The organism is uncultured Paracoccus sp. (genome assembly GCF_945915435.1).
Lineage (GTDB): Bacteria > Pseudomonadota > Alphaproteobacteria > Rhodobacterales > Rhodobacteraceae > Paracoccus.
In genome coordinates, this window is sequence record NZ_CAMEFG010000046.1 from 1 (window position 1) to 15516 (window position 15516).

At 66.1% G+C, this 15516-nt stretch carries 14 protein-coding genes; 12 read left to right on the plus strand and 2 right to left on the minus strand.

The window, feature by feature from the left end; genetic code table 11:
• Window positions 1-621 (minus strand): FAD-binding oxidoreductase (locus Q0O97_RS14115; protein WP_294930575.1); only part of this gene is annotated, 621 nt, incomplete at its 3' end.
• A 143-nt stretch (window positions 622-764) separates the two neighbouring features.
• Between Q0O97_RS14115 and Q0O97_RS14120 the strand changes: the two genes are divergently transcribed.
• The 4 genes from Q0O97_RS14120 to Q0O97_RS14135 all read left to right on the plus strand — a co-directional run bounded on the left by Q0O97_RS14120 (window position 765) and on the right by Q0O97_RS14135 (window position 5500).
• A complete protein-coding gene (locus Q0O97_RS14120) occupies window positions 765-1793 on the plus strand; it encodes a GlxA family transcriptional regulator (RefSeq protein WP_294930580.1) in 1029 nt (342 codons plus the stop codon).
• A 163-nt stretch (window positions 1794-1956) separates the two neighbouring features.
• Complete coding sequence (locus Q0O97_RS14125) at window positions 1957-3201, plus strand: aromatic ring-hydroxylating dioxygenase subunit alpha (RefSeq protein ID WP_366125261.1); 1245 nt, start codon at window positions 1957-1959, stop codon at window positions 3199-3201.
• A gap of 1 nt (window position 3202) precedes the next feature.
• On the plus strand, window positions 3203-4312 hold the full coding sequence (locus Q0O97_RS14130; RefSeq protein ID WP_294930584.1) for a hybrid-cluster NAD(P)-dependent oxidoreductase: 1110 nt from the start codon (window positions 3203-3205) through the stop codon (window positions 4310-4312).
• A gap of 204 nt (window positions 4313-4516) precedes the next feature.
• On the plus strand, window positions 4517-5500 hold the full coding sequence (locus Q0O97_RS14135) for a GlxA family transcriptional regulator (RefSeq protein WP_294930589.1): 984 nt from the start codon (window positions 4517-4519) through the stop codon (window positions 5498-5500).
• Here Q0O97_RS14135 and Q0O97_RS14140 read toward each other — a convergent pair.
• Complete coding sequence (locus Q0O97_RS14140; RefSeq protein ID WP_294930592.1) at window positions 5466-6980, minus strand: YifB family Mg chelatase-like AAA ATPase; 1515 nt, start codon at window positions 6978-6980, stop codon at window positions 5466-5468. The genes Q0O97_RS14135 and Q0O97_RS14140 overlap by 35 nt on opposite strands.
• Before the next feature lie 127 nt (window positions 6981-7107).
• On the opposite strand from Q0O97_RS14140, the gene coaBC reads away from it, so the two are divergent.
• From coaBC to Q0O97_RS14180, 8 genes are all read left to right on the plus strand, one after another.
• Complete coding sequence (coaBC, locus tag Q0O97_RS14145) at window positions 7108-8376, plus strand: bifunctional phosphopantothenoylcysteine decarboxylase/phosphopantothenate--cysteine ligase CoaBC (RefSeq protein ID WP_294930595.1); 1269 nt, start codon at window positions 7108-7110, stop codon at window positions 8374-8376.
• Entirely contained in the window at window positions 8373-9449 is a 1077-nt protein-coding gene (locus Q0O97_RS14150; protein ID WP_294930598.1) for a cysteine desulfurase family protein, read from the plus strand. Before coaBC ends, Q0O97_RS14150 begins: the two co-directional genes overlap by 4 nt.
• Before the next feature lies 1 nt (window position 9450).
• The gene (gene sufB / locus Q0O97_RS14155; protein WP_294930670.1) at window positions 9451-10971 is read left to right on the plus strand and encodes a Fe-S cluster assembly protein SufB; all 1521 of its coding nucleotides are present in this window, start codon (window positions 9451-9453) and stop codon (window positions 10969-10971) included.
• A 68-nt stretch (window positions 10972-11039) separates the two neighbouring features.
• Window positions 11040-11795 carry a Fe-S cluster assembly ATPase SufC gene (gene sufC, locus Q0O97_RS14160; RefSeq protein ID WP_294930601.1) on the plus strand — a complete coding sequence of 252 codons (756 nt, stop codon included), beginning with the start codon at window positions 11040-11042 and terminating at the stop codon, window positions 11793-11795.
• Entirely contained in the window at window positions 11795-13123 is a 1329-nt protein-coding gene (locus tag Q0O97_RS14165; protein WP_294930603.1) for a SufD family Fe-S cluster assembly protein, read from the plus strand. Before sufC ends, Q0O97_RS14165 begins: the two co-directional genes overlap by 1 nt.
• The gene (locus Q0O97_RS14170; RefSeq protein WP_294930606.1) at window positions 13087-13608 is read left to right on the plus strand and encodes a hypothetical protein; all 522 of its coding nucleotides are present in this window, start codon (window positions 13087-13089) and stop codon (window positions 13606-13608) included. Before Q0O97_RS14165 ends, Q0O97_RS14170 begins: the two co-directional genes overlap by 37 nt.
• Window positions 13605-14198, plus strand: a complete 594-nt coding sequence (locus Q0O97_RS14175; RefSeq protein ID WP_294930609.1) for a Yip1 family protein — start codon at window positions 13605-13607, stop codon at window positions 14196-14198. The genes Q0O97_RS14170 and Q0O97_RS14175 overlap by 4 nt, the downstream gene beginning before the upstream one ends.
• On the plus strand, window positions 14188-15399 hold the full coding sequence (locus Q0O97_RS14180; RefSeq protein WP_294930612.1) for a cysteine desulfurase: 1212 nt from the start codon (window positions 14188-14190) through the stop codon (window positions 15397-15399). The genes Q0O97_RS14175 and Q0O97_RS14180 overlap by 11 nt, the downstream gene beginning before the upstream one ends.
• The last annotated feature ends 117 nt before the right edge of the window (window positions 15400-15516 follow it).

Consider the following 15516-nt stretch of genomic DNA (forward strand, 5'->3'; position numbering starts at 1 on the left):
CGCGCAGACGATCACCAGGTCGGCCATGATGGTCCCGCGCGGGGTGACGACGCCCCGGATGCGCCCGTCCTCGATCACCAGCGAGGTCGCGGCACAGTTGGCAAAGGCGCGCAGCTTGCCCGAGGCGGTGCCCTGATCGACCAGCTTGCCCGCCACGGTCTGCGAACGCGGCACCACCAGCCCGGCATCGGGGTCCCACAGCGCGCCCTGGATCTGGTCCTCTTCGACCAGCGGGAACTTCGCCTTGACCTCGGCGGGGCTGATCATCGCCGCGCGCGTGCCGAAGGCCTTGCCCGAGGCGACCTTGCGTTTCAGTTCGTTCAGGCGGGCCTCGTCGCCGACCCGCGCGACCTCGATCCCGCCGACCTTGGCGTAATGGCCCATCTTCTCGAAGAAATCGATGGAATAGAGCGTGGTCCAGGTGGTCAGGAAATCGTGGCTGGTCGCATAGCAGAAATCCGATGCATGCGCGGTCGAGCCGATATCGGTCGGGATACCCGACTTGTCGATGCCCACGATATCGTCCCATCCGCGCAGGATCAGGTGATGCGCGACCGAGGCACCCACGATGCCCCCAAGCCCGACGATGACCACCCGCGCCTTGTCAGGAAAACCAGACATGTCATTCCTCTCTCTCGATTCCGGGACCTGCCCGACCTTCCACGGATTATTGCGACGAAATGGCGCAAGGAAAGAAGATTTGCGTCATCGCCGTATCAAGGCTACGACAACTTGCAAGGAAACCCGCCTTGGGGGATCAGCCGATGACATATCCGCCGGGCCGTCCGCAGCCCCATCCCGCGCGGCGCCCGCGCGGCCCCGGTCCCCGGCTTTCGGTGGGCTTCGTCCTGACCCGGCGCTTCACGCTTTGCGCCTTCGCGAATTTCGTCGACGTGCTGCGGCTGGCGGCGGATGAGGGCGACCGCAGCAGGCCGATCCTGTGCGATTGGGCGATCGTGTCGGACCGGATGGATGTGATCACCTCAAGCTGCGGGGTCGGGGTCCAGCCGCATGAACGCCTGGGCGACCCGGCGCGTTTCGATTACATCGCGGTCATCGGCGGGCTGACCGACGGGATCGACCATGTCAGCCCCGCCTACCGGCAATACCTGCAAAGGGCGTCGCAGGTGGGGGTGCCGCTGATCGGGATATGCTCGGGCGCTTTCGTGCTGCACCGGGCGGGGCTGCTCGACGGTTACAAATGCTGTGTAAGCTGGTTCCATCACGCCGATTTCCTGGAACAGTTCGAGGGGTTGCAGCCGGTTTCCGACCGCATCTTCATCGTGGATCGGGACCGGCTGACCTGTTCGGGCGGGGCCAGTTCGGCCCATCTTGCCGCCTATCTGGTCGAAAAGCACATCGGCCGCGCCCATGCCAGCAAAAGCCTGCACATCATGATCATCGACGATGCCTTGCAGGGGGAAAAGCCGCAGCCCGGCATTCCGCTGAACCTCAAGACCGGCGATCCGGTCGTGCGCCGTGCCCTGCTGATCATGCAGCAGCATATCGACACGCCGCCGCCGATCTCGGCCATCGCGTCGCGGATGGGCACCAGCAAGCGCCAGCTCGAACGTCATTTCCGCGCGGCGCTGGACATCTCGCCCCAGGCGGCCTTTCTCGACATCCGCCTGTCGCTGGCGCACCACCTGGTCCTGACCTCGGGCAAGACGATCTCGGCCATCGCGGTCGAATGCGGTTTTTGCGATTCGTCCCATCTGAGCCGGATGTTCCGCCGCCGCTTCGGAACGACGCCGCATCAGGCTCGCGTAAGGCCCGAGGCGGACCCTTCCTGACGCCGGGAAACGGGCTGCTTTCTGCCGATGATATTTTTGCGCCTTCGGGATGTCGCAAAACTGAAAGCCGCGCGAATCCGGCATCGGTATTCTGACGGTCCAGCGCCCCGGAACAGGTCCGGGCACAGCCATTTCGGAACCCCGCAAGGAGGGAGGAACCGCCATGACCATCCGCGACGACATGCTTGATCTGATCCGCTCGCATCAATACGGCTATTCCTTGCCCCAGCCCTTCTACAAGGACCCCGAGTTCTTCAAGCAGGACCTTGAACTGACCTGGTATCGCGACTGGCTGTTTGCCGGGCATGATTGCGAACTGACCAAGCCCGGACATTACATCACCCTGCAAGTGGGCGCCTATCCCGTGGTCGTCGTGCGTGGCCGCGACGGAGAGATCCGCGCCTTTCACAATTCATGCCGCCATCGCGGCAGCCGCGTCTGCCTGAAGGAAAAGGGCACGACCGCCAAGCTGGTCTGCCCCTATCACCAATGGACCTACGACCTGGACGGCAAGCTGCTGTTCGCGCGCCAGATGGGTGACGATTTCGACCCTTCGCAGCATTCGCTCAAGCCCGTCGCCTGCGAACGGGTCGCGGGTTACATCTTCATCTGCCTTGCCGACGAGCCTGCCGATTTCCAGCCCGTCCGCGATCTGGTCGAGCCTTACTTCCTTCCCCACGACCTGGCCAACGCCAAGGTCGCGCATGAGACGACCATCATCGAGGAAGGCAACTGGAAACTGGTCTGGGAAAACAACCGCGAATGCTATCACTGCGCGGGCAACCATCCCGAACTGTGCAAGACCTACCCCGAGGCGCCCAGCGTCACCCATATCACGGGCGAGGCCACCGACCCCGAGATGTCGGCCCATTGGCGCAAATGCGAATCCGCCGGGCTGCCCGCGCGGTTCCACATGCACGAAAGCGGGCAGTTCCGCGCCATCCGCTCGCCCCTGCTGGGGGATTCGGTCAGCTATACGATGAACGGCAAGCCCGCGGTGTCGCGCAACCTGTCCGACCTGGCCGTGGACGGTATCGGCGCGCTGATGCTGTTTCACTATCCCAGCAGTTGGAACCACGTGCTCAAGGACCATGCCGTGACCTTCCGCGTCATGCCACTGGGACCGAACCGGACGGCGGTGACCACGAAATGGCTGGTCCACAAGGATGCGGTGGAAGGGGTCGATTACGATCTGGAAAACCTGACCCATGTCTGGAACCACACCAACGATCAGGACCGCCAGATCGTCGAGGAAAACGCCCGCGGCATCGAATCCCCGGCCTATGAACCCGGACCCTATTCGGAACTGCACGAGGGCGGCGTGATCCAGTTCGTCGAATGGTACAAGGAATTCATGGCGCCCCGCCTGCAGGGTGCAGGTGCCCGGCCCTTGAAGGATGTCGCCTGACGTGACGCAGATCGACCTGCCGTCCGATCCCGGTCTCTACCGGCACCTGGACGAGATGACGCCCTGGGACGACCGCCTTCAGGCGCTGGAGGTGGTCAGCGTCGCCGACGAGGCGCCCGAGGTGAAGACCTTCACCTTCCGCTCGGATGCGCAGACGTGGTTCCGCTACCAGCCCGGCCAGTTCATCACGCTGGAACTGCCGGTCGGGGACGAGCCCTTGATGCGGACCTATACGCTGTCCTCGACGCCTTCGCGGCCGTTCTCGATCTCGGTCACGGTCAAGGCGCAGCCCGACAGCGTGGGCACGCGCTGGATGTTCGACAACCTTGCGCCCGGCAGCCTGTTGCGGGCTTACGGGCCTGCGGGGCAGTTCACGCATTTCGCCCATCCTGCGTCGCGCTACCTGTTCATCTCGGCCGGGTCGGGCATCACGCCGATGATGTCGATGCTGCGCTGGCTGTCGGATTGCGCGCCGGGCACGGATGTCGCCTTCATCCATTGCGCCCGCCGCCCCGAGGACCTGATCTTCCGGCAGGAACTGGAACTGCTCAGCCATCGCATGTCTGCGCTGGACCTTGGCTTCATCGTCGAAGAACGCGCGCATCAGCGCGGCTGGTCGGGCCATCGCGGGCAGATCGACGCCGCGCGCCTGCCCATGCTCGCCCCCGATTTTCTTGACCGCGAGGTGTTTTGCTGCGGACCCGACGGTTTCATGCGCCATGTCCGGTCGCTGCTGGGGGATGCGGGCTTCGACATGGCCCATTATCATCAGGAAAGCTTTGGCCTGCCGCTGGAAAGCGTCCCGACCGAGCCGGTTTCCGAAGCCGAGGCCGAGATGGAGGGCCAGGCCGCGGTGCCGGTCCGCTTTGCCGATTCGGATGTCACCGCCGATTGCCAGCCCGGCCAGACCGTCCTGCAAGCCGCCCGCGCGGCAGGCGTCCGCATTCCCGCCGCCTGCGAATCGGGCCTGTGCGGCACCTGCAAGATCATGAAGATCTCGGGTCGGGTCGAAATGGAACACAACGGTGGCATCCTCGACGAGGAAATCGAGGAAGGCTATATCCTCGCCTGCTGCTCGAAACCGCTCGGAAAGCTTGAGGTCGAGGCCTAGGCACCCCATTTCAACATATGGTCGAAACAGGCCGGGGCCGCGAAAACCCGTATCGCGCGGCACCGGGATATGGGAACCTGACCCGGACGCATGATCGGGAAATGCACCTGCCAGCCTTGATGCTGCCAGCCTATACGGTGCCGGATGTCTGAAGTTACTGAAAAACGACATGATTTCATATTCCTGCTATTGCCGGAGTTCACCATGCTGGCCTTCGCCCCGGCGGTCGAGGCGCTGCGCATGGCCAATGCCGCGCTGGGCCGTGCGGCCTATTCCTGGCGCATCCTTGGCAGCGAGGGGCAGGCCGTCCGGGCAAGCTGCGGGGTGACGCTGCATTGCGATGCCGCGCTGGCCGACGAAAGGCCGGTTCCCCGGCGTGGCGACGGGCCTTGCACGGTCGTCGTCTGCGGCGGGATGAACGTCCAGAAATACACCGGCAGCCGGATCGAGTCCTGGCTGCGCGAATGCCGGCGCGAGGGTGTCACCGTCGCCAGCCTCTGCACTGGCGCCTATGTGCTTGCGCAGGCCGGGCTGCTGAACGACCGCAGATGCGTGATCCATTGGGAGAACTTTCCCAGCTTCGCCGAACAGTTCCGCAATGCCTCGGTCCGTCCCGCGCTGTTCGAGATCGACGGCGACGTGATCACCTGTGCCGGGGGCGCGGCCTCGTTCGACCTGATGCTGCACCTGCTGCGCGAAAGGCATGGCGACAAGATCGTGACCGCGGTCTGCGACCGGGCGCTGGTCGATCGCGTCCGCAGTGCGAAGGATCCGCAGCGCCTGATGCTGACCCCGCAGGCCAGCCATTACCACCACGCGGTCGAAACCCTGATCGAACGGATGCACGATTCCCTTTCGGACCCGGTGCCGGTGGACGAATTGATGGCCGGCCTTGGCCTGACCCGCCGCCAGATCGAGCGGCTTTTCCAAAGCAAGCTGCGCATCTCGCCCGCGCGCTATTACATGAACCTGCGGCTGGACCGGGCGCGGCTGCTGCTGGTCCACAGCTCGAAACCCATCGTCGAGATCGCGCTGGCCTGCGGTTTTTCCTCGGCCTCGCATTTCGCCAAGGCTTACCGCGACGCCTATGGCATCTCGCCCCAGGCGCTGCGCAAGTCCGAACGGCAGGCCGCTGCGCGCGAGCAGGATGAGGTCAGCCGCCCGGCACGAAGGGCAGGCGATAGCTGACCGCTTCGGCGACATGGGGCGCACGGACCTGCGGCGAATGGTCGAGATCCGCGATCGTCCGCGCGGTCTTGAGGATGCGGTGATACCCCCTTGCCGTCAATTGCAGCCGCTCGGCGGCACGAAGAGCAAGCTCCTGCCCCTCGCTGTCGGGGGTGGCGAGTTCTTCCAGCGCCTTGCCCGAGATATCGGCATTGGTGCGCAACTGCGGGTGCCCGGCATAGCGCCGGGCCTGCAGTTCGCGCGCATCCGCGATGCGGGCGGCGACGGTGGCCGAGGATTCGCCCACCGCGCCGGTTTGCAGGTCGGCCAGCGCCACGGCGGGCACCTCGATGCGCAGGTCGAAACGGTCCATCAGCGGGCCGCTGATCCTGCCCAGATAATCCGCCCCGCAGCCGGGCGCGCGGGGGCAGGCGCGCGCGGGCTGGGACAGGTGGCCGCAGCGGCAGGGATTGGCGGCGGCGATCAGCAGGAAGCGGCAGGGGTAGCGGACGTGGGCATTGGCGCGGGCGACGGCGACCTCGCCCGTTTCGATGGGTTGGCGCAGGGTTTCCAGGACCTGGCGCGAAAACTCGGGGAATTCGTCCAGGAAAAGGACGCCGTTATGGGCCAGGCTGATCTCGCCCGGTCGTGCGGCGCGGCCGCCGCCGACCATCGCGGGCATCGAGGCGCCGTGATGGGGGTCGCGAAACGGCGCCCGTCGCGAGATGCCGCCCCCCGTCAGCATCCCCGCCAGCGAATGGATCATCGAGGTTTCCAGCGCCTCGGCGGGGGTCAGCGGCGGCAGGATGCCGGGCAGGCGGGCGGCCAGCATCGACTTGCCCGCGCCGGGCGGGCCGACCATCAGCAGGTGATGGCGCCCGGCGGCGGCGATTTCCAGCGCCCGGCGGGCGCGTTCCTGCCCCTTGACCTCGGCCAGATCGGCGGTCGGCGGTGCCGCCGCGACCTCGCCCGGATGGGCGCGGGCAAGGGGCGCGCGCCCGGTCAGGTGGTTGACCGCATCGCGCAGGGTGGGCGGCGCGAAGACGGGCACGGCCTGGGTCCATGCGGCTTCGGCGCCGCAGGCGGCGGGGCAGATCAGCGACCGATCATCCTCGGCTGCGGCCATCGCGGCGGGCAGGGCGCCACTGACCGGGGCCAGCCTGCCGTCCAGCGCAAGTTCGCCCAGGGACACCACGCGCTCCAGTTCCTCGGCGGGCACCAGTTCGACCGCGGCAAGGATCGCCAGCGCGATGGGCAGGTCGAAATGCGAGCCTTCCTTAGGCAAGTCGGCGGGCGAAAGGTTGACCGTGATCCGGCGCGAGGGCAGCGCGACCGACATGGCCGCAAAGGCCGCGCGGATCCTTTCGCGCGCCTCGCTGACCGACTTGTCGGGCAGGCCGACGATATGAAAGGCGGGCAGCCCCGCCGCGACCGAGCATTGCACCTCGACCAGCCGCGCCTCGACCCCCTCGAAGGCCACGGAATATGCGATCGTCACCATGTCTTGCCCGGCCCTTTCCCTGATCCGTGTTTAATCGCCTTGGTTTAAGAAAAGGTTAACGGGCACGTCGCTTGCCGGGGGGGCGCGCAGCCCTTATGTCTCGCATGGTCACAGCAAGGGGGTCGCGATGCAGGGCAGCCGTATTCTTCTGATCGTGGGGGGCGGAATCGCCGCCATCAAGATACCCGAACTGATTCGCCTGCTGCGGCGCGAAGGCGCGTCGGTCACGCCCGTCCTGACGCCGGCGGGCGCGCAATTCGTCACGCCTCTGTCGCTGTCCTCGCTGGCCGAGGCGCCTTGCCATACCGAACTGTTCGACCTGACCCGCGAATCCGAGATGGGCCATATCCAGCTTTCGCGCGCCGCCGACCTGGTCGTGGTCGCGCCTGCGACCGCGAACCTGCTGGCGCGCATGGCGGGGGGGCTGGCCGACGATCTGGCGACGACGCTGCTGCTGGCGACGGACAAGCCGGTGCTGGTCGCGCCTGCGATGAACGTGCGGATGTGGACCCACGCCGCCACGCAGCGCAATATCGCGCAGTTGCAAAAGGACGGCATCCGCTTCGTCGGCCCCGACGAGGGCGAGATGGCTTGCGGCGAATTCGGCGCGGGCCGCATGAGCGAGCCGGAAGGTATCCTCCACGCGATCCGCGTCGCCCTGGGCCAGTCGCGCCCCCTGCGCCTGCCGCCCGAGGCGGTCGTCAGCCTGCCCTCGCGCGGGGTGCTGAGCGACCGGCATGTCGTGGTCACCTCGGGACCCACGCATGAGCCGATCGACCCGGTGCGCTACATCGCCAACCGCTCCAGCGGCGCGCAGGGGGCGGCCATCGCGGCGGCGCTGCGCGATCTTGGCGCGCGCGTCAGCTTCGTCACCGGCCCCGCCGAGGTCGCGCCGCCCGAAGGGGTCGAGGTGATCCGCGTCGAGACCGCGCAGCAAATGCGCGAGGCGGTCGAGGCCGCGTTGCCCGCCGATGCCGCCGTGATGGCGGCGGCGGTCGCCGACTGGCGCGTCCGCGATCCGCAGGCGTCCAAGATGAAGAAGGACGGGTCGGGCCGCCAGCCCGACCTGCAATTCGTCGAAAACCCCGATATCCTGGCCTGGATCAGCCAGCCCGGCCCGCAGCGTCCCGGCCTCGTCGTGGGCTTTGCCGCCGAAACCGACGATGTGCTGGCCAATGCCCGCGCCAAGCTGGCCCGCAAGGGCTGCGACTGGATCCTGGCCAATGACGTGCGCCCCGCGACCGGGATCATGGGCGGGCAGGAAAACGCGGTGACGCTGGTGCGCGCCGACGGGTCCGAGGAATGGCCGCGCATGAGCAAGCGCGAGGTCGCCCGCAAGCTGGCCGAACGGATCGCGGCCAGCCTGAACGGCAACGCGGGAAAGGACAGCGAATGAGCCGCGTCTATCTGGACTGGAACGCCACCGCGCCGCTGCGCCCCGAGGCCCGCGCCGCCATGTTCGAGGCGAGTGAAATCACCGGCAACCCCTCGGCCGTCCATGCCGAGGGACGGGCGGCCAAATCGGCGCTGGAACGCGCGCGCGAGGATGTCGCCGCCGCCCTTGGGGCCGAGGGGGCGGACGTCATCTTCACCTCGGGCGCGACGGAATCCGCCGCGCTGATCCTGGCCGGGCGCGATCTGCGTTGTGCGGCGGTCGAACATGCCGCTGTCCGGGCGTGGTGCCGCGACGATCTGCCGGTCGCGCCGGACGGGACGGTGCAGGTGGACGACCCGGCGCGTGCCACGCTGCAACTGGCCAATGCCGAAACCGGGATGATCCAGGACCTGCCGCAAGGGCTGGCCGCCAGCGACCTGACGCAGGCTTTCGGAAAGATCCCCTTTGCCTTCAACTGGCTGGGGATCGAGGCGGGCTTCGTTTCCGCCCACAAGCTGGGCGGGCCGCGCGGGATCGGGGCGCTGATCGTGCGGCGCGGCACCGAGGTCGAGGCGCAGTTGAAAGGCGGCGGGCAAGAGCAGGGCCGCCGCTCGGGCACGGAAAACCTGATCGGCATCATGGGCTTTGCCGCCGCCGCGAAGGCCGCGCAAAATGATCTGGATCAAGGAATCCCCGAGAAGATGCGTGAAATTCGCGATTCTCTGCGCGCATCTCTGGAATCCGGGGCGGAAAATGTTACATTCCCAGCAAGCGATTCCCGCTGCCTGCCCAATACTCTGCTGGCCCTGACTCCGGGCTGGCGGGGCGAGACGCAGGTGATGCAGATGGACCTTGCTGGTTTTGCGGTCTCGGCTGGCTCGGCTTGCTCATCCGGCAAGGTTCGCTCCAGCAGCGTCTTGCAGGCCTTGGGCGTTCCGTCCGATCAGGCGGGTTGTGCGATTCGCATCTCGTTCGGCCCGACGACGGCGGAACGGGATGTGATGCGTTTCGCGGATGCCTGGCTGGATGCCTGGCGCCGCTGGCGAGAACGGAATGAAGTGCGGGCGACCGCCGGAAAGGATAACGATGGCTGATCTGGCCGCAACCCCGGAGCTGGAGGTCCGCGAGGGCGTCGACCGTGAAACCGTCGAGACCGTCCAGAACATGGGCAGCTACAAATATGGCTGGGAAACCGAAATCGAGATGGAATATGCCCCCAAGGGGCTGAACGAGGACATTGTCCGCCTGATCTCGGAAAAGAACGAAGAACCCGAATGGATGACGGAATGGCGGCTGAAGGCCTTCCGCCGCTGGCAGCAGATGAAGCTGCCCGAATGGGCGATGCTGGACATCCCGGCCATCGACTTTCAGGACCAGTATTACTACGCGCGCCCCAAGAGCATGGCCGAAAAGCCGAAATCGCTGGACGAGGTCGATCCCAAGCTGCTGGCGACCTATGAAAAGCTGGGCATTCCGCTGAAGGAGCAGATGATCCTTGCGGGCGTCGAAGGCGCGGGCGACACCCCCGCCGAAGCGCGCAGGGTCGCGGTGGACGCGGTCTTCGATTCGGTCAGCGTCGGCACCACCTTCAAGGACGAACTGGCCAAGGCGGGCGTGATCTTCTGCTCGATCAGCGAGGCGATCCGCGAACATCCCGAACTGGTGAAGAAATACCTGGGCACGGTCGTGCCGCAGGGCGACAACTATTATTCGGCGCTCAATAGCGCGGTGTTCTCGGACGGCAGCTTTGTCTACGTCCCCCCCGGCACCCGCTGCCCGATGGAGCTTTCGACCTATTTCCGCATCAATGCCGAAAATACCGGCCAGTTCGAGCGGACGCTGATCATCGCCGACAAGGGCGCCTATGTCAGCTACCTGGAAGGCTGCACCGCGCCCAAGCGCGACACCGCACAGCTTCATGCGGCGGTGGTGGAAATCGTCGTGCTGGAAGATGCCGAGGTGAAATATTCCACCGTCCAGAACTGGTTTCCGGGCGACGAGGAAGGCAAGGGCGGCATCTACAACTTCGTCACCAAGCGCGCCGATTGCCGCGAGGCCCGCGCCAAGGTGATGTGGACGCAGGTGGAAACCGGCAGCGCGATCACCTGGAAATATCCGTCCTGCCTTCTGCGCGGCGACGACAGCCAAGGCGAGTTCTACTCGATCGCGATTACCAACAACCAGCAGCAGGCCGACACCGGCACCAAGATGGTGCATATGGGCAGGAACACCCGCTCGCGCATCGTGTCCAAGGGGATCTCGGCGGGCAGGGCGCAGAACACCTATCGCGGGCTGGTCTCGATGCATCCCAAGGCGGTCAACAGCCGCAACTATACGCAATGCGACAGCTTGCTGATCGGCGATCAATGCGGCGCGCATACCGTGCCCTATATCGAGGTGCGCAACAATTCGTCCCGCGTCGAACACGAGGCGACGACCAGCAAGGTCGATGACGACCAGCTTTTCTATTGCCGCGCCCGCGGCATGGACGAGGAAGAGGCCGTGGCCCTGGTCGTCAACGGTTTCTGCCGCGATGTGTTGCAGGCCCTGCCGATGGAATTCGCGATGGAAGCGCAGTCGCTGGTCGCAATCAGCCTTGAGGGATCGGTTGGATAAGCCGGTTTTGAACAGATGCCGCCGGTGCCGCCCCAAGGGCCGCCGTCACGATTGAATAGGGAAAGAATATGCTGGAAATCAAGAACCTGCACGCCGAACTTGAGGAAGGCGGCAAGAAGATCCTGAAAGGGGTCGATCTGACGGTCCCCGCCGGGCAGGTGCATGCGATCATGGGGCCGAACGGCTCGGGGAAATCCACGCTGGCCTATGTGCTTTCGGGCCGCGACGGCTATGAGGTGACCGAAGGCAGCGCCAGCCTGGAGGGCGAGGACCTGCTGGAGCAGGAACCCGAGGAACGCGCGGCGGCGGGTCTTTTCCTGGCGTTCCAGTATCCGGTCGAGATCCCCGGCGTCGGCAACCTGACCTTTCTGCGCACAGCGGTGAACGCGCAGCGCAAGGCGCGGGGCGAAGAGGAACTGTCCTCGGGCGATTTCCTCAAGCTGGTGCGGGAAAAGGCCAAGTCGCTCAAGATCGACGCCGACATGCTCAAGCGTCCGGTGAACGTGGGTTTCTCGGGCGGTGAAAAGAAGCGCAACGAAATCCTGCAAATGGCCATGCTGGAGCCGCGCATGGCGATTCTGGACGAGACCGACTCGGGCCTTGACGTCGATGCGATGCGGCTGGTTTCCGAAGGTGTGAACGCCCTGCGCGCGCCGGATCGTGCATTCCTGGTCATCACGCATTATCAACGGCTTCTGGACCATATCAAACCCGATGTCGTGCATATCATGGCCGAGGGCCGGATCGTGAAATCGGGCGGCCCCGAACTGGCGCTGGAGGTCGAGCGGAACGGTTACGGCGACCTCTTGGCGGAGGTGGGGTGATGACCGCGGCTCTGGACCGGATCGAGGCGGCGGGTGCGGTGGACAGCCCGCTGGCCCGCAGGCTTGCCGCGCTCGACTTGCCGAAGGGTGGCTTCACGGCTGCGGCCCGCGCTGACGCGGCGGACCGGCTGGCCCTGGCGGGCCTGCCCCATGCGCGCGACGAATACTGGCGCTATACCCCCCCCCATGCGCTGAATGCCGAAAAGGCCGAGCCGCTGCCGGTGCCGGAAGGCCCGCAGGACGCCCCGCTTTTCGAGGGCGTCGGGCAGTTGCGGCTGGTCTTCGTGGACGGGCGCTTCGACGCCGGTGCCTCGGACCCGCTGGCGCTGGAAGGGGTCGAACTGGACGTGCTGTCGCGTGCCGATAGCCAGGCCGATCACTGGGCCGGGGAAATCTACGGCGCGCTGGAAACCGCGGGGCAAAACCCCGTCCGCCGCCCCCATGCGATCCTGAACACGCTGGCCGCGCCCGACGGGGTGCTGATCCGCGTGACCGGCAAGCCCGCGCGGCCCATCCATCTGGTCTATCGCCGCAGCGACGCGGGTGCGGATGTCTATCTGCGCCATGTCCTGCGTGTCGAGCCGGGGGCGGAGCTGACGCTGTTGGAAACCGGGATGATCGGCGCGCGCTCGAACGTGGTGATCGAGGCGGACGTGGCCGAAACCGGGCGCCTGCACCACATCGCCGCCAAGCGTGGGGGCGAGCCGAAGACCGGCATCGGCCATATCTTCGCCCGCGTCGGTGCGAATGCGCTGTTCAAGTCCTTCGAACTGGTCGTCGATGGCCGCATGATGCGCAACGAAAGCGTGATTGACATCGTGGGCGACGACTCGGTGGCGCATGTCGCCTCGGCGGTGCTGGGGGACGGGGCGGACGGGCGTTTCCATCACGACAACACCGTCTTCATCACCCACGGGGCCGAACGCTGCGAAAGCCGCCAGGTCTTCAAGAAGGTGCTGAGAAACGGTGCGACGGGCGTTTTCCAGGGCAAGATTCTGGTCAAGCCCGGCGCGCAGAAGACGGACGGCTACCAGATCAGCCAGTCGCTGCTCTTGGATGGCGACAGCCAGTTCCTTGCCAAGCCCGAGCTGGAAATCTACGCCGATGACGTCAAGTGCAGCCACGGCTCGACCACCGGCGCGCTGGACGAAACCGCGCTGTTCTACCTGCGCTCGCGCGGGGTGCCGCAGGCGCGGGCGGTGGTGCTGCTGGTGCTGTCCTTCCTTGCGGATGCGCTGGAAGAGGTCGAGGACGACGATCTGCGCGCGCGCATTTCCGAAAGGCTTGAGGCATGGCTGATCCAGAGGGCGCAAGACAGCGAAGCATGACCGCGCCGGGCCTGACGCCCCGCCTTCTGCGCAGTTGGCGGGCGCCGGGGCAGGTGGTGCGCGGCTTGCGCGAAATCCCCGAAAGCGCGCTGCTGGCGGTGCTGATGGGGGCGATGCTGGTCTTCTGGGTGTCGCAACTGCCCCTGCACGCCCGCGCGGCGCGGCTTGATCCCGCGATCCCGCTGAACGCGCGGATCGCGGGCGCGCTGATGGCGGTGATGTTCATCATGCCGCTGCTGTGCTATCTGGCCGCCGGGCTGGTCGGGTTGCTGGCCCGGCTGACGCCCTGGCGGCTGGAACAGAAGGATTCCCGGCTGGCGCTGTTCTGGGCCTTGCTGGCGGTCTGCCCCGCCATGCTGCTGTCCGGGATGGTGGCGGGCGTGATCGGTCCCGGCCCCGCCTTGCAGGCCACGCGCCTGGTTTCGGGGCTTGGCTTCCTTTTCATCTGGGGCGCAGGTTTGCGCGTTCTCGCGGAACGAAAATGACATTCAACGATCTGAAACAGCTTGCCCTGATGACCGTGCAGCGGCCCGACCGCGCCATGCAGGCGCTGCGCGGGCTGAACCTTTCGCTGGCCGAGCGGTGGATGGCGCTGGCCCTGGCCGTCGCGCTTTCGACGCTGCTGGCTGGCTCGCTGGGGATGTCGGGCGGCCCTTCGCAGGACCCGCTGCTGGCGCTGGTCCGCCAGCCCCTGCGCATGGCGGCGCTGCAATTCGGGGGCATGGCCGTGCTGGCCGTGCTGATCGCCCATGCGGGCCGGGCCTTTGGCGGGCAGGGCAGTTTCGCCGACGCGCTGCTGGTCGTCGCCTGGGTCGAGCTGTTGCTGGTCGCCTTCCAGGTCTTTTACCTGCTGGTGATGCTGATCCTGCCGCCGCTTGGCATGGCCCTGGGCTTTCTGGCCTTTGGGCTGGCCTTTTACCTGTTCTTGCAGATGATCCGTGCGCTGCATGGATTCCGAAGCCTTTTCATGGTCTTGCTTGGCAGCGTCGCCACCTTCATGGTGGTCGTCATGGTCCTGTCGATCGTGCTGAACGCGCTTGGCCTGATGCCCGAGGTGCCGCAAAATGACCTATGACGTCGAAAAGATCCGCGCTGATTTTCCCATCCTGGCGCGCAGGGTGAACGACCGGCCGCTGGTCTATCTGGACAGCGGCGCGAGCGCGCAAAAGCCGCAATGCGTGATCGACGCGATCAGCCAGGCCTATTCCCAGGAATACTCCAATGTTCACCGGGGCCTGCACTACCTGTCCAACCTCGCCACCGAGAAATACGAGGCCGTTCGCGGCACCATCGCCCGCTTCCTGAACGCCGCCGAGGAATCCGAGGTGGTCTTTACCTCGGGCGCGACCGAGGGGATCAACCTGGTCAGCTATGCCTGGGCCGCCCCGCGCCTTCAGCCGGGCGACGAGATCGTCCTTTCCGTGCTGGAACATCACGCCAATATCGTTCCCTGGCATTTCCTGCGCGAACGGCAGGGCGTGGTGCTGAAATGGGTCGAGCCTGAACCCGACGGCAGCCTGCCCCCCGAAAAGGTGCTGGCCGCCGTGGGACCCCGGACCCGGCTGATCGCCGTCACCCATATGTCGAACGTGACCGGCACCGTGGTCGATGTCGGCGCGATTGCGCGGGGCACCGACGTGCCGGTGCTGGCCGATGGCAGCCAGGCCGCCGTTCACATGCCCATCGACCTGTCCGCGCTTGGCGTCGATTTCTATGTTATCACCGGGCACAAGCTCTACGGTCCCTCGGGTTCCGGCGCGATCTGGATCCGGCGCGAGCGTCAGGCCGAGATGCGCCCCTTCCTTGGTGGTGGCGACATGATTCGCACCGTGACCCGCGACGGAATCACCTATGCCGACCCGCCCCTGCGGTTCGAGGCGGGCACCCCCGGCATCGTCAACCAGATCGGGCTTGGCGCCGCGCTTGAATACCTGATGTCGGTCGGCATGGATCGGATCGCCGCGCATGAACGCGGCCTTCGCGACTATGCCCGCGACCGGCTGCGCGGGCTGAACTGGCTGGCCGTTCAGGGGGATGCGCCGGACAAGGGCGCGATCTTCTCGATGGTGATGCAGGGCGCCCATGCCCATGACCTGTCCACGATCCTCGACAAGCGCGGGATCGCGGTGCGCGCCGGTTCGCATTGCGCCATGCCGCTGATGGAATTCTACGGCCTTACCGCCTCGGCCCGCGCGTCGTTCGCGATGTATAACACCCGCGCCGAGGTGGATGCGCTGATCGAGGGGCTGGAATTCTGCCGCGACCTTTTCGGCTGACCCCGACGAAAAAGTCGCCGCGAAAGCGCATGATATCCCTTCCCACCCGCCGGGATATCGCGTAAGCAAGGCCCAACGCACCCGTAGCTCAGCTGGATAGAGCGCTGCCCTCCGAAG